This window comes from Rhodobacter sp. NTK016B (assembly GCF_017303295.1).
Taxonomy (GTDB): domain Bacteria; phylum Pseudomonadota; class Alphaproteobacteria; order Rhodobacterales; family Rhodobacteraceae; genus Pararhodobacter.
Genome location: NZ_JAFKOK010000008.1, coordinates 101,425 through 120,862, shown reverse-complemented (window position 1 = coordinate 120,862; position 19,438 = coordinate 101,425). Strand labels below are relative to the sequence as shown.

The following is a 19,438-nucleotide window of genomic DNA, read 5'->3' as shown; positions in this document are numbered from 1 at the left end:
TCAGTCCAGCAGGCGCTGCATCAGCAGGCTGTCGGGGTCGCACAGATCGTCGATCACGTCGAAATGGTGCCGCCCCGGCGCGACATGCCACGGGCAATCCCATGCCTCGGAAAGCAGGCGCGCCTGCCACAGGAAAGCCGGGCGTTCCTGCCCGCCGACCCAGACCAGAGCATCGACATCCCCGCGTTTCGCAAGAAGCGCGGGGCTTTCGCTGTCGGCTTCGGCGGCATCGATGCGCAGATCGGTATTCATCCCGGTTTGCTGAAGCGGATGCAGATCCGACAGGGGCGAGATCGGCCCGACCCGCGCCAGACGGTCGGTCCAGTCCGGCCGGCGGTCGGTGCAGGCCATGCGCGCCGACAGATGCCCGCCCGCCGAATGTCCCGTCACCACGATCGGCCCGTCGACGGCCCCGGCGGCCAAAGAAATCGCCGCTTCGACCTCGTCGGTGATCTGCGCGATTCGCGCCTGAGGCGCCAGCGTGTAGCCCGGCATCGCCACCGCCCAGTCCCGCGCCAGCGCGCCCTTGGCGAGATGCGACCAGCTGGACGGATCGAAGCTCAGCCAGTATCCGCCATGCACGAAAACCATCAATCCGGCCACCGGCCCTTCGGGCAGGAACAGGTCGACCTTCTGGCGCAGGGTGTTACCATAGGGCAGACCGAGGCGGGCGCGATCCCCGAGACCCTCGCGGAAAACGGCGGCCTCGCGCGACCAGCGCGGGGGTATGTCCTCGGCGCCGGGGATGAAGTCGGCATTCGCGTAGGCTTGGCTAAGATCGTCGGCCATCGAGTCTCCAGTTGTTTGCGTTGTTAAGGATTTTATGCGCTCAGTGGCCCAAGGCTGCTTCAGGCATTCGAGGAAGAGGAACCCATGCTCGACGACACTACCGATCTGCGCGGTCTGCTCAAGGACCCGACGCTGTTCGAAACCCGCGCTTTCGTTGCGGGCGACTGGATCGAGGCCGATGACGGCGCGACCTTTGACGTGACCAACCCGGCGCGGGGCGACGTGATCGCCAAAGTGGCCGATCTCAGCCGCGCCGAAACCGCCCGCGCGATCGAGGCGGCGGGCAAGGCGATGAAGGACTGGATGTCCTGGACCGGCAAGGAACGCGCGACGGTGCTGCGCAAATGGTACGATCTGATGGCCGAGAATGCCGACGATCTCGCCGCGATCCTGACCGCCGAAATGGGCAAGCCGCTGGCCGAGGCCAAGGGTGAGGTGCTGTATGGCGCCTCCTTCGTGGAATGGTTCGGCGAAGAGGCCAAGCGCGTCTACGGCGAAACGATCCCCGGCCACGGACGCGACAAGCGGATCACCGTGCTGAAACAACCGATCGGCGTCTGCGCCTCGATCACGCCGTGGAACTTTCCCAACGCGATGATCGCCCGCAAGGTCGCCCCCGCCCTTGCCGCAGGCTGCGGCTTTGTCGCGCGCCCGGCGGCGGAGACGCCCCTTTCGGCGCTGGCCATGGCGGTGCTGGCCGAACGCGCGGGCCTGCCCAAGGGGCTGTTGTCGGTCGTGCCCTCGTCGCGCGCGTCGGATATCGGCAAGGAATTCTGCGAGAATCCGCTGGTGCGCAAGCTGACCTTCACCGGCTCGACCGATGTGGGGCGTATCTTGCTGAAACAGGCCGCCGATCAGGTGATGAAATGCTCGATGGAGCTGGGCGGCAACGCGCCCTTCATCGTGTTCGACGATGCCGATCTGGACGCGGCGGTCGAAGGCGCGATGGCGTCGAAATTCCGCAATAACGGCCAGACCTGCGTCTGCGCCAACCGGCTCTATGTGCAGGCGGGGGTCTATGACGCCTTCGCCGAGAAACTGCGCGCGGCGGTCGAGAAGCTGAACGTCGGCGACGGCCTGAACGAGGGCGTGACCACCGGGCCGCTGATCAACGAAGGCGCGGTCGAGAAGGTCGAGGATCACATCAAGGATATCCTCGACCACGGCGGCGCGCTGGTCACCGGCGGCAAGCGCCACGATCTGGGCGGGACCTTCTTCCAGCCGACCGTGGTGACGGGCGTCACGCAGGAGATGAAGGTCGCGCAGGAGGAAACCTTCGGCCCCCTCGCGCCGCTCTTCAAGTTCGAGACCGAGGAAGAGGCGATCCACTACGCCAATGACACGATCTTCGGCCTGGCCTGCTATTTCTACGCCCAGAATGTCGGCCGCGTGACGCGCGTGCAGGAAGCGCTGGAATACGGCATCGTCGGCGTGAATACCGGCCTGATCTCGACCGAGGTCGCGCCCTTTGGCGGCGTCAAGCAATCGGGTCTGGGCCGCGAAGGCTCGCATTTCGGCATCGATGATTTTCTCGAGCTGAAATATGTCTGCCTGAGCATCTGACCTGCGGCACGACAGGCGCATAACGGAGAGGGGGGGGCTGTCTGCCCCCCTCTTTGGCTGCGCCAAATTCACCCCCCGAGGATATTTCCGGATTAAAGATGCGCGCGGCTCAGGCTTTGCTGGCCGCGTGTTCATGCGACAGGATCGCCATGATCCAGTCGTCATGCCACTGCCCGTCGATAAAGGCGGCCTCGCGCTCGGTGCCTTCGTGTACGAAACCGCAGGCGGCGTAGCAGCGGATGGCGCGGGTGTTGAAGGCGAGCACGCGCAGATCGACACGGTGCAGATCCATCGCGCCGAACGCGTGGTCGAGCGCCCGGGCAATGGCTTGGCGGCCGATGCCGCGGCCCAGATCCGCCTCGGCGAAGAGGCCGATTGCCAGCCGGGCGCGGCGATCGGCGCGGACCAGCGAGTGAAGGCGGATATGGCCGACCGGCTGGCCGTCCGTTTCGATCATCCGCGCATAGGGATCGGCCTGCATGCCCATGAGCCAGCGCCGTGAGCGTTCGGGATCGGGGCCTGCGAAAGCGTTCGAGCCGCCGCCATACATCCGCGCAATCTCGGCCGAGGGCGGGATCGCGGCATGGAGGCTGGCGTCGCCTTCTTGGAGCGGACGCAGGGTGACGAGGCGGGGCGGCGGATCGGCGGTCATGGTGCCACGCTATCGCGGGGTCGCGGTGGCTCCAAGGGGCGCGATTCGGGCGGTTTTCGGCGCTGCGGCAGGGACGGGTTTCCGGTCTGTGGGCCGGAACGGGAATATTGACCCGCCGTAGTCCGCAGATAGAACGATTTCCTTCCATTTGGCCTGTCTCCGGGCGTTCAGGGTTCTTGTTTGGCGCGATGTCTTGCCGCAAGCGGGAAAAAATTCCACTTTCCAGACAAGCTTCGGAGGCCAGTGATGCAACATTTCCCGATCTTCCTTGATCTCGCCGATCGCCCGGTCGTCATTGCCGGGAATGGTGCTTTCGCGCTGGCAAAGCTGAAACTGCTGCTCAAGACCACCGCGCGGCTCACGGTATTTGCTCCCGCGCCCGAGGCCGATCTGATCGAGACCATCGCCGCGCACGGCGTCACGCTGCAGCGGCGGATGGCGGAAGCCGACGACCTGAAGGGTGCGGCGCTGGCCTATGCCGCGCATGGCGAGGCCGAGCCCGATGCGCGTTTCGCCCGGCTGGCGCGCGCCGCGGGCGTCATGCTGAACGTGGTCGACAATCTCGAAGCATCGGATTTCATCACCCCCGCCATCGTCGACCGCGATCCCGTCACCGTGGCGATCGGCACCGAGGGCGCGGCGCCGGTGCTGGCGCGCGCGATCAAGACCGATCTGGAAGCTTCGCTGCCCACGGGGCTGGGCCCGCTGGCCCGCGCGGGCAAGCTGTTCCGCCCGCGCGCCGAGGCGCTGCCCTTCGGGCGGGCGCGGCGCGATTTCTGGGCCGATTACTATTTCCGCACCGGACCCGAAGTGCTGGCCGAGGCGGGCGAGGAACTGCTCGATCACGCGCTTGAAGCGCTGCTGCAGCAACATCTGGACGCCGAGGACGAGCCGGGCCGCGTCGATCTTGTGGGCGCCGGTCCCGGCGATCCCGAGCTGATGACGCTGAAGGCCCGCCGCCTGCTGGACGCCGCCGATGTGGTGATCCATGACCGGCTGGTGCCCGCCGCAATTCTGGAACTGGCGCGGCGCGAGGCCGAGTTTATCGCCGTGGGCAAGGAAGGTTTCGCCCCTTCGACCCCGCAGGACGAGATCAACGCGCATATGATCCGCCACGCGCAGGCCGGTGCCTGGGTTGTGCGGCTGAAGGGCGGCGACGCGTCGGTCTTCGGTCGTCTGGACGAGGAAACCGAAGCGCTGAGCACCGCCGGGATCGACTGGTCCGTGACGCCCGGGATCACCGCTGCCAGCGCCGCTGCCGCCGCCATCGGCGCCAGCCTGACGCGCCGGGGCCGCAACAGCGATCTGCGGCTGCTGACCGCGTATGACACCAAGGGCTTTGCCGATCACGACTGGCGCGATCTGGCTCGGCCGGGCGCCGTCACTGCGATCTATATGGGCAAGCGCGCCGCGCGGTTCGTGCAGGGCCGTCTGCTGATGCACGGGGCCGAGGCCGCGACGCCCGTCACGCTGGTGGAAAATGTCAGCCGCCCCGATCAGCGCATCGTCACCGCGACGCTGGGGGATCTGCCGCAAACCCTGTCCGAGGCCGCGCTTGCCGGTCCGGTCATCACTCTGATCGGTCTGGCGCCCGCGCGCGCCCAAGCCGTCCTGCCCGACCTTCTCGAGGAATTCGCCTGATGCCCGCCGATACCAAAGCCGACAACAAAGCCGCCGCCAAACCCGCCCCGAAGGCCCGCGCCCCGAAACCGCAGGTCGTCACCGCCAATGCGCTGCTCGAAGGCGATGTGGTCTATCTGGCCGGGGATCGCAGCTGGACCCGGCATCTGTCCGACGCGCAGATCTTCGACGAGCCGCTCGCTGCCGAGGCGGCCCTGGCCGAGGCCGCGAAGCGTCATGCCGAAGTGGTCGGCTGTTACCTTGCCGAAGTCAAGCACGGCCCGCGTGGCGCCGAACCCACCCATTTCCGCGAGGATTTCCGCCGTCGCGGTCCCTCGAACTATGCCCACGGCAAGCAGGCCGCGGCCTCGAACGCCGCCTGAAAACAACGCCCGAGGATTTCGACATGTATGTCTATGACGATTTCGACGCGGCCTTTCTGGCCGAGCGCAACCGCCAGTTCCGCGAACAGGTCGCGCGCCGCATTGACGGGTCGCTGACCGAGGACGAGTTCAAGCCGCTGCGCCTGATGAACGGCCTTTATCTGCAGCTGCACGCCTATATGCTGCGTGTGGCGATCCCTTACGGCACGCTCAATCCCGACCAGATGCGCAAGCTGGCCGAGATCGCGGATCGCTGGGATGAAGGCTACGGTCATTTCACCACGCGTCAGAACATCCAGTACAACTGGCCCAAACTGCCCGATGTGCCCGATATGCTGGACGCGCTGGCCGAGGTGGGGCTGCACGCGATCCAGACCTCGGGCAACACGATCCGCAACGTGACGTCCGATCATTTCGCCGGGGCCGCTGCCGACGAGCTGACCGATCCGCGCCCCTATGCCGAGCTGATCCGCCAATGGTCGACCGACCACCCGGAATTCCAGTTTCTGCCGCGTAAGTTCAAGGTCGCGGTGACCGGCTCGGAAATCGACCGTGCGGTGACCCGCGCGCATGACATTGGCCTGCGCACTGTCAGCCGCGATGGCGAGACCGGCTTCGAGGTGATCGTGGGCGGCGGGCTTGGCCGCACGCCGATGATCGGCAAGGTGCTGCGCGACTTCCTGCCCGTGACCGACCTGCTGCCCTATCTGGAAGCGGTCGTCGGCACCTACAACCTGCTGGGCCGTCGCGACAACAAGTACAAGGCGCGCATCAAGATCACCGTGCACGAGAACGGGATCGACACGTTCCGCGACCTGACCGAAGCCCGCTTTGCCGAAATCGCCCCGCAATTCGACGCCGCCGCGACCGAGGCGCAGCTGGCGCGCATCAAGGCGATGTTCGCAGCCCCCGCGTTCCGCGAGGCGTCGGACCTGTCCTATCAGGCCGCCCATAGCGCCGACCCGGTATTCCGTGCCTGGGCCGATACGAACCTGCACGCCCACAAGGCCGACGGCCACGCCATCGTCACCATCTCGCTGAAAAAGCATGGCGAAACGCCGGGCGATGCGACCAGCGAGCAGATGCGCGTCATTGCGGATCTGGCCGAGACCTATGGCTATGGCGAGATCCGCATCAGCCACGAGCAGAACGTGATTCTGCCGCATGTCCACCGCGCCGACCTGCCCGCGCTGCACAAGGCGCTGAAAGCCGTCGGGCTCGCCACGGCCAATGTCGGGCTGGTCAGCGACATCATCGCCTGCCCGGGCATGGATTACTGCGCGCTGGCCACGGCCCGCTCGATCCCGGTGGCGCAGGAAATCGCCACGCGGTTCGATGCGCTGAAGCTCGAACACGATATCGGTCCGCTGAAGATCAAGATCTCGGGCTGCATCAATGCCTGCGGGCATCACCATGTCGGGCATATCGGCATTCTCGGCCTCGACCGGGCGGGCGTGGAGAACTACCAGATCACGCTGGGCGGTGACGGCACCGAAGACGCGAGCCTTGGCGAGCGCACGGGTCCGGGCTTCGCCTATGACCAGATCGTGCCCGCCATCGAGCGCATCCTGCGCGCCTATCTGGAGATCCGCGAAAGCCGCGAGGAGACCTTCCTCGACGCCTATCGCCGCGTTGGCCTCGCGCCCTTCAAGGACGCGCTTTACGAGGCCGAACGCGATGCAGCCTGATCTTTCCCGCCTCAACGCCCGATACGAGGGCGATGCCGAGGGCGCGCTGCGCGTCGCGCTCTCGGGCGCATTGGGCAAGATCGCCATGGTGTCGAGCTTCGGCGCCGACAGCGCCGTGCTGCTGCACATGGTGTCCGAGATCGACCGCGATGTGCCGGTGCTCTTCATCGACACGCTGATGCTGTTCGAGGAAACGCTGCAATATCAGCATGATATGGCGCGGCGACTGGGCCTGACCGATCTGCGCGTCATCAACCCGGATGCGGCGGTGCTGGACGCCAAGGACCCGTTCGACATGCTGCACCGGGGCAATCAGGACGCCTGCTGCGACCTGCGCAAGACGCGCCCGCTGGAACAGGCGCTGAAAGGCTTCGACGGCTGGATCACCGGGCGCAAGCGTTTTCAGGGCGGCGCGCGCAAGGGCATCGACCTGTTCGAATGGGACGAGGCGTTTCGCCACCTGAAGGTGAACCCGCTCGCCGGGTGGAGGGCGGCCGATCTGGGCGCCTATATGGACGCGCACGATCTGCCCCGGCACCCGCTGGTGGCCAAGGGCTATCCCTCGATCGGATGCGCGCCCTGCACCAGCCCGGTCGCGCCGGGCGAAGACCCGCGCGCCGGACGCTGGCGCGGGACCGACAAGGACGAATGCGGCATCCATATCGTGGATGGCCGCGTGATCAGGAGACAGGCTTCGTGAGTGTGATCGTCACCGATACGGGCTTCGCGCCCGACAGCCACAACGGCGCATGGTTCGACCTGGCGCCCGACGTGGATATCGCCGCCGTCGAGCATCAGCTCGAGGGCATCACCGCCATCCGCGTGGCGTTTCCCAGCTTCGCCGATGGACGCGGCTTCACGCTGGCCGCGCGCCTGCGCCGGGCGGGCTTTACCGGCCGGCTCAGGGCCGTAGGCCACGTCATCGCCGACCAATACGCGATGGCCCGCCGCGCGGGCTTCGACGAGGTCGAGATTTCCGACGATCTGGCCGAGCGTCAGCCACAGGACCAATGGCTCAGCCGCGCCGACTGGCAGGGCCACGATTACCGCGCAAGATTGCGGAGGATTGCATGAACCAGCAGATCAACCCCGACCTGCAGACCGTCACCGCCGTCACCCACTGGACCGACCGGCTGTTTTCGTTCCGCGTGACGCGACCGCAGAGCCTGCGGTTCCGCTCGGGCGAATTCGTGATGATCGGGCTGCCCGGCGACAGCGGCAAGCCGATCCTGCGGGCCTATTCCATCGCCTCGCCTGCCTGGGATGACGAGCTGGAATTCTACTCGATCAAGGTTCCGGACGGGCCGCTGACCTCGAAGCTGCAGCATATTCAGGTGGGTGAGCCGATCATTCTGCGGCCCAAACCCGTGGGCACGCTGGTGCATGACGCGCTGAAACCCGGCAAACGGCTGTGGTTTCTGGCCACCGGCACGGGATTCGCGCCCTTCGCCTCGCTGCTGCGCGAGCCCGAGACGTGGGAGACATACGACAGCGTCGTGATGATGCATACCTGCCGCGAGGCGGACGAGCTGGAATATGGCCGCGCGCTGGTCGAGGCGCTGGAAGCCGATCCGCTGATCGGCGAGTTGGTGGCGGGCAAGCTGCATTACTACCCCACCACCACGCGCGAAGAGAGCCGTTATCGCGGGCGCATCACCGACAATCTGGTGAACGGGCAGGTCTTCGCGGATCTGGGGCTTGACGGCCCGCTGACAGCACACTGCGACCGCGCGATGGTCTGCGGGTCGCTGGCGTTCAACAAGGACGTGGCGGCGGTGCTGGAAGGCTTCGGGCTGGAAGAGGGCTCGAACTCGGCGCCTGCCGATTACGTCATCGAAAAGGCCTTCGTCGGCGACGGGATCTGAGGCCCGGAACGGTGCGTGAGATCACGCACCCTACAGCGTTGCGCCCGTGCCTGTCGGTGCGGGCGTTCTGCCATCCGCAGCCCGGCCCGTAGGGTGCGTGCTCTGCACGCACCGCACCCGCCTCAGCCCTTGGAGGCCAGCGCCTCTTCCATCGCGCCCAGCAGCTTCGCCACCTCGGTTTCGCTGTTATAGTGGCAATAGGAAATCCGCACGCAATCGGGCAGCCCCAGCGGTTTCAGCACGTTGCCCGAGTAATTGTCGGCCTTGCGGATATGCGTGCGCACGCCCTTGGCGCCCAGAAATTCCACCAGCGCCTTGGTATCCCAGCCCTCGACGCGGATCGAGATCACCCCCTCGCGCGGCCCGTCACCCGCGATCAGCTGCACGCCCGGCATCTCGGCCAGGCCCCGCAGGTTGCCAGTGCCGTTCAGGATCCAGCCGGTGAGCTTCGCCTCTTCCGCGTGGATCGCCTTCCCCGCCGCTTCCAGCCGCGTGCGCCGGTCGTCCGCGTCCGAGAACTGCCCGCCCAGCCAGTCGAAATAGGCGATCACGTCCGAAAAGGTCGCATAGGCCCCGGTGTCGCGCGTGCCCAGCTCCCAGCTGAGCGGGCCGTTGCCGATGATCTGCTCGTGATCCAGCGCTGTCATCCGGTCCGAGCACCAGCCCACCCCGTAGCCATGGCGCGAGAACATCTTGTAAGGGCTCAGCGCATAGCCGTCGACATTGTAGCCGGTCACGTCGACCGGGCCGTGGCAGGCATGCTGAATGCCGTCGACGATAATCAGTGCCTCGGGCGCGACCGCGCGAATGGCGGCGGCGATGGCCTTCACATCGGTGGATTTGCCGGTCACCGGGCTGGTATGGATGATCGAGGCCACGCGGATATCGGGGCGCAGCGCGGCCTTGTAGGCTTCGACATCCACCACGCCGGTCGCGTCGTCATGCTTGACCTCGATCAGTTCGCGCCCGGTCTGCGCGGCCCAGTGCTGCATCGACGAGCCCATCGCCGGATGCTCCAGCGTCGAGCGCAGCATGACGCCGCCTTTTTCGGCCCCGGTCGCGGCGTTGCGCACCAGCCGGAACAGCACTTCGGTGCCGCTTTCGCCGACGAAGACCACGCCCTTTGGCGCGTTCAGGAACAGCCGCATATCGGCCTTGCCCTTGTCGATCGCCGCCATCAGCGCCTGCGAGGCGGCATTGGGCCGGCCCTGATTGTCGGGATAGCTGGCATACAGCGCCGAAGTCTCGACCACCGATTTCAGGTGCAGCGCGCCGCCGGCATTCTCGAAAAAGGCGCGCGGCCCTTCGAAGGGGCAGACATCGATATGGGCGAAGCGGTCGCGCACCGCGTCGAGCAGGCCGGGCGTGTCCGAGATCATGGCGGGCTCCTTCAGGAATGGCGCGTGCAGAAAGGGGGCGCAGAAAAAAGCGCATGGCCTTGACCTGCAACGCCATGCGCCGATTGGCAAGGGGGACGCGCGGAAGCCCGCGCGCCCTGTTGTCAGCGCTTCATCGGGCCGGGATCGGGCCGGGGCGCTTCGGGCGCGGGGGGCCGTGCCGGATCGCGCACCACACCGCCGGTCGTGCCGCGCGGCGCCAGCATCTCGGTCAGCATGAGCTGGGCCTCGGCGACGTGATCGCCGTTCGGATGGGCCTTGAGATAGGTCCACAGACCTTGAGCCCGGCCATCCGCCAGAGCGATACGCCACGCTTCCGCGTCACTCGGCGGGCGGATGGCCTCGGGCGGTTCGGGCAGCGCTGCCGGATCAGGCCGGTACTCGTCGGGCGCATAGATGTCGCGCGCGTGAAGCCAGCCGCGCGCCTCGCCCGAATGCAGCCCGCGCGGATATTGCGCAAGGAAGGCGAGCACCGCTTCGGGCGTGCCCCTGCGCTGCGCCTCTTCCCAGGCCTGAGCCTCGGCCATGGCCAGCGAGGGGGAGCTTTGCGGATGCGGCTCACCCACCGCGACGCCGGGAGAGGTGACGGGGCCCGTCACAGGGTCAGTCACAGGGTCAGTCACAGGACCCGTCGCGGGGCCAGTCGGCGAGCCTGTCGCGGGGCCCGCGATGGCGGCCCCCCTGATGGCTTCGATCATCGCAGGCGGGCAGGGCGTGGCGCCCGGCGGTACGGTCAGGTGCAGCGCCGGTTGCAGAATGTCGAGCAACGCCTCGTCCCCCGGCGCGCTCATCATCGCCACCAGATAGGGCGGCTCGGCGCCGGTGCAGACGGCCGGGACCACCAGCCGCGCGGGCAGGTCCTCGCCCGGACCGGTGCGGCGGGCATCCATCGCTCGCGTCGAGGGGCCATACAGCACCCAGACAGGCACGCCGTTGATCTCGGTCTCGACCACCGCTTGCACGCTATGCACCATCCGCTCGACTTGCCGCCGCAGCGGTCGGTCCAGGATCCCCGCCGCGATCGCCACGACCGGCATGTCCGGTGCGGCCGCTTCGGCCAGCGCCATGTAGACATTGGCATCACCCTCGCGCGTTTCGGTGATGGTCAGCGTGTCGGGCAGGGTCATCGAGGCGACGCCGGTCAGGATCGTGGTCAACGCGGTGTCTTCGGCGGGGGCGGTCTGTGGCATCGGTGCCTCGGGGGACGTGGCCGTGATTGTCGGCGCACTGCCGGTGGCCTCGCCCGCGACGCTCAGCGACCGAATGATCCCCGTCATCGTCGCTTGTGCAATATCGGGCTCGTATCCCCGCAGCGACCCGCCGATCAGCGTAAGATCGCCGCTGTCTGCATCGGGTTCCCCTGCAAGGTAAAAGCCCATCAGATTTCGTTCGATATTGCTGTGAAATTCGCGCATCCCTTCGGCGGTATAGAGCCGGAAGGACCTATCACCCAGCATCGCCGTCGTGCCCGTATCGGTGACCGGCACACCGGCGAAGCCTTCGAGCATCGCGCGGAACGCTTCCTCGCCGGGACGCGCTGTCACCTGCGCGCCGGGCAGGATGGCGATCCCGCCCTCGAACCGGGTGCGCGCGCTGCTGTCGTTATGATACAGGTTGATAGCGCGCTGAGGCCCTTCAGCTTCGTCGTTGCGGATCTCGGCATAGGGCGGCATGGCGATGCTCAGGCCGAAGCGGTCGTAGCGGTTCCAGCCCTCGGGCGTCAGCCCCTCGGGCGTGCCATAGGGCGTGGCTTCCGCAGATTCGGCGCTGGCCGTTTCTGTTGCGGGCGCCTCAGTTGACGGGGCCTCAGTTGACGGAGCCTCGGCAGTCATGGCCGCGCTCGCCTCAGGGGTGCCTTCTGCCTCGACTTCCGGCGTTTCGGGCGCGAGCGCCTGCAGATACTGGCCATAGGTCGCCAGCACATCGTCCATCGGCGCAAGGCGTGCCCGATAGCCAAGGACGAGGAAATCGCCCCCCGCGTCGGGTTCCAGATCGGTCAGATAGATCTCGACCGATGCCGGATCGCCGGTATCCGGCATCGGATCGCCGCCGACGACGTAAAGCCGCATCAGCCGTTCGCCGACCATTACCCGCCGCGCGCTTTCACGCGCCCGTTCGGGGCGGTCGGACGAGATCATCGCAAGGAAGCCCTCGTCGCCCGGCGCGGCATCGACATCGTCGCGCGACAGGATCAGAACGGCGAATTCCAGCGATCCGCCCTCGGCCTCGGGCAGGGGCTGACGGGCGATGAATTCGCGCCGCTCACCGGGGCCCCGGTCGGCCAGAATCATCGCCGTATCGGGCAGCGCCACGCGGACGCCGTAACGGTCATAACTATTCCAGCCTTCAGGCAGCGAACCGTCGGGATCGGGCATCGCCTCGATCTCGGCCACGATCGCATCGAGCGCGGCCATCGCCGGATCGGCCTCGGGCGTGGCGGCGTCGCCTGCCCCGGCGGGCGCCAGCGATGCCAGCGCGTCGGCGGTAAAGGTCTGCGCCATCGCGGGATCGGTATTCGTGGTCTGGATGTCGATGAACAACAGGTTGCCATCCGCATCCGGTTCCGGATCGATCAGCGTCAGAACCGTGCGCGATTCCGAGGCGCCGACGATCACCATCATCTCGTGCCCGTCCAGCATCACCCGGCGCGGGCTTTCGACGGCGGTGATGTTGTCCTGCTCGGCCATCGCTTCCACGAAACCGTCATCGCCGGGCGCGACGGGGAAAAGCGATTGCGGCAACAGGCCGACGGCGATCTGCCCCTCGCTGCGCGGCGGGTCCAGCGCGATGCGGAAACCGGCGGTGAGGCCTTCGAGTTCCGGGGGCGTTGGCAGGACTTCGGCACCCTCGGGGACCGCAAAGCCGAGCCCGGCGATCTCCTGGGGCGCCCAGCCTTCGGGGATGCGGCCAGACGGCTCGGCCATCCCGGCAAAAGCCGCCAGCATCGCGTCGAGAGCGGGGTTTTCCGGCGCGGCCTCGGTCGTTTCGGGGGCGTCGCTTGCCGTTTGCGCGGGGGTATTGGCCGGGGCACTGGTGGCAGGCGCGCTGGCCGAATCGGTGGCCTCTTCGGCGAGCGTCACACCGTCGGATTGCGGCTCGGCCATCGTCACATCCGGCGCGGCAGGCTCGGCCATGGCGATCACGTCCGGCTCGGATTCGGGCGCCAGCGCGCCGTCTTCCTGCGTGTCAGGGGTGTCGGTCGCTTCCTCGCTGCCCTCCAGCGCGCGGATGAACTCGGCCTGCAGCGCGCCCGAGGCCTCGCCGCCCAGCCCGACACCGACCACGCCGATAATCAGCGCGCGGCCGTCGATATCCTGCTCCATCGATACGAGGAACATGACCTGATGCTCGACAAGCTCGCCCGAGGGCCGCTCAAGCATCCCCGTGCCACGAAACACCGCGAAATCATGCCCCTGCGCGCGGATCGTCTCGTCCTGAGGGGTCACTTCCACAAGGTGGTGCGCGTTCAGGATCATCGTCAGCGCTTCGGGGCCGGTGTCCTGAACGAATTCCCATTGCTCTTCATCAAATTGCTGAATGTCGATCAGGATCCCGCTTTCGCGGTCTTCGTCGAGATCGGAATAGGCGACCATTTCCGGCAGATCGCGGATCTGCGTCAGGCCCGGCGGCAGCCCGAAGCTGAAACCGAACTGCGTGACCTGCTGCCAGTCCTCGCTCTGGATCTGCACCGTGGGGCTGTCCTGCGCGGGGGCCATGACCGGCAGACCCACCGACAGAGAAACGGACAGCGCGACAAGCGCGGTCGAGCCGCGCAGCGAAAACAACGTCATCAAATGATCCTCGTGCCATAGGCTAAACACGGTAACGATAGCATTGATCGGCTCTGCGCAAAGACCTGAGTCCCGCCCGCCGTTCACATCGGCATCATGTCGCGCGCGCCTGCAAACGACCCGCGTCGCGCGCGCAAACCGCTTGCCAGACAGGGCCTGAGGGCGTAGAGGGGCGCGTCGCCCGTGCCGAGGTTTCGCCTCGGGGACAGGGTGGCCAAGTCCCCGACCACCTTGTCAAAACGGTTTCAGAAAATGACCCGAACCTATCTTCCCGGCATTCTTGCCATGGCCGCCATTGTCGTGGCCTCGAATATTCTCGTGCAATTCCTGCTGGGCAACTGGCTTACCTGGGGTGCACTGACCTATCCCTTCGCCTTCCTCATCACCGACGTGATGAACCGCGTCTACGGCCCGCAGGCCGCGCGCCGCGTCGTCTGGGCGGGCTTTGCCGTGGGCGTCATCTGCTCGCTGATCGGCACGCAAATCATGATCCAGGGCGACGGCTACGAATTCCCGGCGGTGACGCTGCGCATTGCGCTTGGATCGGGGCTGGCTTTCCTTGTCGCGCAGATGGTCGATATCGGCGTCTTCTCGGCCGTGCGCGGTGGCGCGTGGTGGAAAGCGCCGCTGATTTCGACGCTTGTCGGCAGCTCGCTCGATACCGCGCTGTTCTTTTCGATCGGCTTCTCGGCGGCGTTCGGCTGGATCGACCCGGCGGCGGATGTTAGCTGGGCGCAGGAAAGTTTGCCAGCGCTCGGTGTCGGTCCGGTGACACCTTTGTGGGTTTCTCTGGCGATTGCCGATTGGATGGTCAAATTGTCACTGGCGATGATCGCTCTGTTGCCGTTCCGACTCATCACACGCAAATTGACCCAAAATCCGGTCTGAAAGTTTTTGACAAACACCAGATCTGTGCCACCATCGCCTTACGGTTAAACCCTAGCGAAAGGAGGTGGTCCAGTGTCGAGAGTGATGTTGGAGAGAGGTGTCGGGACAGTCGGGAGGGACGAGAGCTGACAGCAGCCTGTCAGTGGTAAGCCCACGATTGGGCCTGGTTCTAACCGGCTCCATCTCCTTAATGCTCGTGAGGGCCGCTCGAATAGCCGGGCGGCCCTTTCGATTGTCCGCAAACTGGCATCCGCTGCGTCGGGCGCTACATGACTTCCGGCGGGGCATTGCCCGCCTTTCTTTTTTCGAAACAGGTCCGCCGGTGCGTATTTCCGACGACATATCGCTTCAGGAATGGGAGTTGACCGAGCAGTTCACCCGCAGTTCCGGCCCCGGTGGGCAGAACGTGAACAAGGTCTCGTCCGCCGTCGAGCTTCGGTTCGAGGCCGAGCGCTCGCCGTCACTGCCGCAGCCGGTCAAGAACCGCCTGAAACGCCTTGCCGGGCGCCGCTGGACGGGGGACGGCGCCATCGTGCTACGGGTAGAAGACACCCGCAGTCAGGCGCGCAACCGGGAAATCGCCCGCGAAAGGCTGGCCGAGCTGATCCGGCAGGCTCTGGTCGCGCCGCGTCGCAGGATTGCCACGAAACCCACCTATGGTAGCCGACAGCGTCGCATGGACGCGAAAACGCGCCGCGGGTCGATAAAATCTATGCGTGGCCGCGTTGACGACCCGGAAATCTGAGCGCAGATTGTGGATAACTTCGACAGCGACCCCAAATCCCAATTTGATAACAAGCGCCCGCCCGCGAAGGCGGGCCGTCACGAGTCCGGGCAGTCCGACATGAAACAAAGCGCCGTCTCTTCGTTCCTGAATTATGTCGGGCCCGTTTTCAAACGGCCCGAATTCCTGCAGGCGGCGGCTTTGTGCACGCGCGACGGCGCGAAGGGGCCCGAAGTGCTGATGATCACCAGCCTGACAACCAAGCGCTGGATCGTGCCCAAGGGCTGGCCGATGGAAGGCCGTTCGCTGGCCGAGGCCGCGCAGCAGGAAGCGTGGGAAGAGGCAGGCGTCGAGGGCCACATCGACGACGAGCCGCTGGGCAGCTACACCTACCGCAAGACGGTGCGCGGCGGCATTCCCGTCACCTGCCGCTGCTATGTCTATCGCCTGCGCGTGGATGCGCTGACCAAGACCTTCCCCGAGAAAGGCCGCCGCGAGCGCATCTGGATGTCGCCCGCCGCCGCCGCCTCGGCCGTGGACGAGCCGGAATTGAAGGCGCTTTTGCGCGGTCTGGGCAAGAATGACGGTTGAGAAACGCCGGGCGCTTCTTTAGGGCCTTCGTGACACTTTTGTGACAGCCGGAGCCCGCGATGCCTTCGCCCGCCGACCTGAAAGCCGACCCGACCGCCAAGGGGATCAAAACCCTCGACAAGGACCTCGGCCGCATCGGCCTGTTGGAACAGGCGACGCTGTTCACCTCGCGACCGCTGGTCGCGCCGGGCATCGCCATGCTCTTCATCGTCCTTGCCGGACTTGCCGCCGCCACCATCATGGGCGCGGGCACCGGGACATGGGTGGTGGTGATCGCCGCCGCGATCGGGGCCTATATGGCGCTCAATATCGGCGCCAACGATGTGGCGAACAATATGGGCCCGGCGGTCGGCGCCAAGGCGGTGACACTGGGCGGTGCGCTGCTGATCGCGGCGATCTGCGAAACGGCGGGCGCGCTTCTGGCGGGCGGCGACGTGGTCTCGACCGTCTCGCGCGGCATCGTGGCGCCGGAATCGGTGGCGGAACCCGCGATTTTCGTCTGGGCGATGATGGCGGCCTTGCTGGCCGGAGCGCTGTGGATCCACCTCGCCACTGCCATGGGCGCGCCGGTGTCGACCACGCATTCCATCGTCGGCGGGGTCATGGGCGCGGGCATCGCGGCGGCGGGTTTCTCGGCGGTGAACTGGAGCGTGATGGGCGCCATCGCCGCAAGCTGGGTGATCTCGCCCGTCATGGGAGGGGTCATCGCGGCGGCGTTTCTGGCGATCCTCAACAACCGCATCATCTACCGCGAAGACAAGATCGCGGCGGCTCGCACCTGGGTGCCGGTGCTGATCGGCGTGATGGGCGGCGTCTTCGCCACCTATATGGCGATGAAGGGCCTGAAGAAGCTGGTGCATCTGGGGCTGGGCGAATCGGTGCTGATCGGTGTCGCCGTGGCGATCCCGCTGGCGCTTGTGATGCGCCCGCTCATCGCGCGCCAGTCGCGCGGGCTGGAAAACCGCACCAAGTCGCTCAAGACTCTGTTCGCGATTCCGCTGGTCCTGTCGGCGGCGCTTCTGTCCTTCGCGCATGGCGCCAATGACGTGGCGAACGCGGTCGGCCCGCTCGCGGCCATCGTACACGCGGTGCAGGACGGCGCCTCGGGCGACCGGGTTCAGATCCCCTATTGGGTGATGATCACCGGCGCGGTGGGCCTGTCGGTCGGGCTGATGCTGTTCGGCCCGCGGCTGATCAATATCGTCGGCTCGGAAATCACCCGCCTCAACGCGATGCGCGCGTGGTGTGTGGCGCTGGCAGCGGCGGTGGTGGTGATCTTCGCCTCGTGGCTGGGCCTGCCGGTCAGCTCGACGCATATCGCTATCGGCGGCATTTTCGGCGTGGGTTTCTACCGCGAATGGTACCACGAGAAGATCCTCAAGGTGAATCGCGACCTCTCGACCCTGCCGGTCGAGGAACGCACCCGCCGCAAGGTCGTGCGCCGCTCGCATATGATGACGATCCTCGCGGCATGGGTGATCACCGTGCCCGCGACAGCGTTGTTGTCGGGCGGGCTGCTCTGGGCCGCGACCCTGCTCGCCGGTCTGCGCTGACGCGGACGACGGAACGGTGCGTGGAATCACGCACCCTACGGCGCGGCGATTGTAGGGTGCGTGATTCCACGCACCATCCCAGACGCTTTCAGTCCCGGCCCAGATGCCGTTCGCCGCGCTTTTCAGCCAGCGCCACCTGTTTCTGCCGCTCGCGGAAGCGTTGGCGCCGTGCCTCGGTGAACTCGGCCACGCAATGGGGACATTGCACGCCTTCTTCGTAATCGGGATGCGCAAGCTCGGCGGGGGCGAGCGGACGGCGGCAGGCATGGCACATCACATGGCCCGTCGGCGCCAGCCCGTGCCCCACCGCGACCCGCTGGTCGAAGACGAAACAGCCGCCGTGCCAGAGGCTCTGATCCTGCGGCACCTCTTCGAGATACTTCAAGATCCCGCCCTTGAGGTGAAACACCTCGTCCACGCCCTGCTGCAGCAGGTAATTGGTGGATTTCTCGCACCGGATGCCGCCGGTGCAAAACATCGCGATCCGCTTATTGTGAAAACGGTGTTTGTTTTCCTCCCACCAGGCGGGGAAGTCGCCGAAGCTGGCGGTGCCGGGATCGACCGCGCCCTCGAAGCTGCCGATCGCCACCTCGTAATCGTTGCGGGTATCGATCACCGCGACATCGGGTTGCGCGATCAGATCGTTCCAGTCGCTGGCCTCGACATAATGCCCGACGCGGGCGCGCGGATCGACATCGGGCTGGCCCATCGTCACGATCTCGCGCTTCAGCCGGACCTTCATGCGGCCAAAGGGCATCTCTTCGGCGTAGCTTTCCTTCCATTCGAGATCGGCGCAGCCCGGCAGCGCGCGGATATGCGCGAGCACTGCGTCGATCCCTGCACGCGTCCCGGCGATGGTGCCGTTGATGCCCTCGGGCGCGAGCAGAAGCGAGCCTTTCACCCCCTCGGCGCAAGCGCGTTTGGCCAGCGGGCCTTTCAGCGCGGCGGGATCGTCGAAACGGGTGAAATGATAGAGCGCGGCAATGGTCAGCATGGCCGGGCCATAGCGCCAATCGGGCCGCTCAGGCAAGGAAGCTTTCGGCCAGCCAGGCCAGCGTAATGAAGAACAGCGCCGATTTCAGCCAGAACGACAGCCGCGAGGTGCCGGGACGCGCGCGCCCGAAATCCGGGAGCCAGCGCCCGGCGCCGAAGAACCCGGCTTCGGGATGGGGAACGGGCGGCTGGAAGAGCGGCACGTCGCGCTTGCGCATCACGGTGATCAGCGCGGCCCCCGCCACGAAGCCGCCGATATGCGCCCAGAACGCCACCCGCACCTCGCCCGGCATCTGCGACAGGGCCGAGATCAGGTCGAGCGCCACGGTCAGCCCGACGAACAGTCCCGCCGGGACCAGAACCGGTACCCTGAGCGCGATCAGCACCAGCACCTTGGCGCGCGGATGCAGCAGCAGATAGGCCCCCATCAGCCCCGCGATCGCGCCCGACGCGCCGATCACCGGCACCTGCGGCTGGTCGGTAAAGAGCGCCTCGGTCCCCGCACCCGCCATGCCGCAGAGGACAAAGAAGAACGGAAAACGCAGATGGCCGAGCGCGTCCTCGATATTGTCGCCGAACACCCACATCACCACCAGATTGCCGATCAGGTGCAGCCATGTCGCGTGCAGGAACATGTAGCTGACCATCTGGCCCAGCACCTCGGCCGTGCCGCCGGGCGCTTTCATCGTCCCCGCGATGGGCAGCGTCGCCGGGGTGAAGGCGAAATCGTACCACGGCACGCGCGCCACGAAGATCGCGAAACACAGCGCCATCAGCGCCCAGTTGACGAAGGCGAAGCGGATATGGCGGATCGGGTTGTGATCGGCGAGGGGCAGCATCGGGCATCGGTCCTGTTTGGATAGGGCGACAGGGGGCTGTCTGCCCCCTCTGGGCCTGCAGCCCATTCACCCCCGAGGATATTTCAGGACCAAAGATGACGG

17 protein-coding genes are annotated in these 19,438 nt (G+C 66.4%); 11 read left to right on the top strand and 6 right to left on the bottom strand.

Features of this window, described 5'->3' with window-relative positions:
• The gene (locus JI664_RS12025) at positions 1 to 789 is read right to left on the bottom strand and encodes an alpha/beta hydrolase (RefSeq protein WP_207013959.1); all 789 of its coding nucleotides are present in this window, start codon (positions 787 to 789) and stop codon (positions 1 to 3) included.
• 84 nt (positions 790 to 873) lie between these two features.
• Here JI664_RS12025 and JI664_RS12020 point away from each other — a divergent pair, with 84 nt between their 5' ends.
• On the top strand, positions 874 to 2,352 hold the full coding sequence (locus JI664_RS12020) for an NAD-dependent succinate-semialdehyde dehydrogenase (protein ID WP_207013958.1): 1,479 nt from the start codon (positions 874 to 876) through the stop codon (positions 2,350 to 2,352).
• A gap of 109 nt (positions 2,353 to 2,461) precedes the next feature.
• On the opposite strand, the gene JI664_RS12015 is transcribed toward JI664_RS12020, so the two are convergent.
• A complete protein-coding gene (locus JI664_RS12015) occupies positions 2,462 to 3,004 on the bottom strand; it encodes a GNAT family N-acetyltransferase (RefSeq protein ID WP_207013957.1) in 543 nt (180 codons plus the stop codon).
• 246 nt (positions 3,005 to 3,250) lie between these two features.
• On the opposite strand from JI664_RS12015, the gene cysG reads away from it, so the two are divergent.
• The 6 genes from cysG to JI664_RS11985 are packed head-to-tail and all read left to right on the top strand — an operon-like array spanning position 3,251 to position 8,560.
• Positions 3,251 to 4,645, top strand: coding sequence for a siroheme synthase CysG (gene cysG / locus JI664_RS12010; RefSeq protein WP_207013956.1), 1,395 nt, complete (start codon positions 3,251 to 3,253; stop codon positions 4,643 to 4,645).
• Positions 4,645 to 5,007, top strand: a complete 363-nt coding sequence (locus JI664_RS12005; protein WP_207013955.1) for a DUF2849 domain-containing protein — start codon at positions 4,645 to 4,647, stop codon at positions 5,005 to 5,007. The genes cysG and JI664_RS12005 overlap by 1 nt, the downstream gene beginning before the upstream one ends.
• Positions 5,008 to 5,030: 23 nt before the next feature.
• Positions 5,031 to 6,695 carry a nitrite/sulfite reductase gene (locus tag JI664_RS12000; protein ID WP_207013954.1) on the top strand — a complete coding sequence of 555 codons (1,665 nt, stop codon included), beginning with the start codon at positions 5,031 to 5,033 and terminating at the stop codon, positions 6,693 to 6,695.
• On the top strand, positions 6,685 to 7,395 hold the full coding sequence (locus tag JI664_RS11995; protein WP_207013953.1) for a phosphoadenylyl-sulfate reductase: 711 nt from the start codon (positions 6,685 to 6,687) through the stop codon (positions 7,393 to 7,395). The genes JI664_RS12000 and JI664_RS11995 overlap by 11 nt, the downstream gene beginning before the upstream one ends.
• On the top strand, positions 7,392 to 7,769 hold the full coding sequence (locus JI664_RS11990) for a DUF934 domain-containing protein (protein ID WP_207013952.1): 378 nt from the start codon (positions 7,392 to 7,394) through the stop codon (positions 7,767 to 7,769). Before JI664_RS11995 ends, JI664_RS11990 begins: the two co-directional genes overlap by 4 nt.
• The gene (locus JI664_RS11985) at positions 7,766 to 8,560 is read left to right on the top strand and encodes a ferredoxin--NADP reductase (protein WP_207013951.1); all 795 of its coding nucleotides are present in this window, start codon (positions 7,766 to 7,768) and stop codon (positions 8,558 to 8,560) included. The genes JI664_RS11990 and JI664_RS11985 overlap by 4 nt, the downstream gene beginning before the upstream one ends.
• Positions 8,561 to 8,682: 122 nt before the next feature.
• Here the strand turns inward: JI664_RS11985 and JI664_RS11980 are convergent, their stop codons facing one another.
• Both JI664_RS11980 and JI664_RS11975 read right to left on the bottom strand, forming a co-directional pair.
• The gene (locus JI664_RS11980) at positions 8,683 to 9,939 is read right to left on the bottom strand and encodes an aminotransferase class V-fold PLP-dependent enzyme (RefSeq protein ID WP_207013950.1); all 1,257 of its coding nucleotides are present in this window, start codon (positions 9,937 to 9,939) and stop codon (positions 8,683 to 8,685) included.
• 122 nt (positions 9,940 to 10,061) lie between these two features.
• Positions 10,062 to 13,748, bottom strand: coding sequence for a hypothetical protein (locus JI664_RS11975; protein WP_207013949.1), 3,687 nt, complete (start codon positions 13,746 to 13,748; stop codon positions 10,062 to 10,064).
• A 252-nt stretch (positions 13,749 to 14,000) separates the two neighbouring features.
• Between JI664_RS11975 and JI664_RS11970 the strand changes: the two genes are divergently transcribed.
• From JI664_RS11970 to JI664_RS11955, 4 genes are all read left to right on the top strand, one after another.
• Positions 14,001 to 14,636 (top strand): queuosine precursor transporter, encoded by a 636-nt coding sequence (locus JI664_RS11970; RefSeq protein ID WP_207013948.1) that lies wholly within the window; start codon positions 14,001 to 14,003, stop codon positions 14,634 to 14,636.
• 322 nt (positions 14,637 to 14,958) lie between these two features.
• Positions 14,959 to 15,381, top strand: coding sequence for an alternative ribosome rescue aminoacyl-tRNA hydrolase ArfB (arfB, locus tag JI664_RS11965; RefSeq protein WP_349768718.1), 423 nt, complete (start codon positions 14,959 to 14,961; stop codon positions 15,379 to 15,381).
• A gap of 99 nt (positions 15,382 to 15,480) precedes the next feature.
• Positions 15,481 to 15,951: an NUDIX hydrolase gene (locus tag JI664_RS11960; RefSeq protein ID WP_207013947.1), complete on the top strand. Its 471-nt coding sequence runs from the start codon at positions 15,481 to 15,483 to the stop codon at positions 15,949 to 15,951.
• 59 nt (positions 15,952 to 16,010) lie between these two features.
• Positions 16,011 to 17,504 carry an inorganic phosphate transporter gene (locus tag JI664_RS11955; RefSeq protein ID WP_207013946.1) on the top strand — a complete coding sequence of 498 codons (1,494 nt, stop codon included), beginning with the start codon at positions 16,011 to 16,013 and terminating at the stop codon, positions 17,502 to 17,504.
• Positions 17,505 to 17,592: 88 nt separating this feature from the next.
• Here JI664_RS11955 and JI664_RS11950 read toward each other — a convergent pair whose 3' ends face one another.
• On the bottom strand, positions 17,593 to 18,498 hold the full coding sequence (locus tag JI664_RS11950; protein ID WP_207014094.1) for a rhodanese-related sulfurtransferase: 906 nt from the start codon (positions 18,496 to 18,498) through the stop codon (positions 17,593 to 17,595).
• 28 nt (positions 18,499 to 18,526) lie between these two features.
• Complete coding sequence (locus JI664_RS11945; protein WP_207013945.1) at positions 18,527 to 19,336, bottom strand: rhomboid family intramembrane serine protease; 810 nt, start codon at positions 19,334 to 19,336, stop codon at positions 18,527 to 18,529.
• Positions 19,337 to 19,438 lie beyond the last annotated feature (102 nt).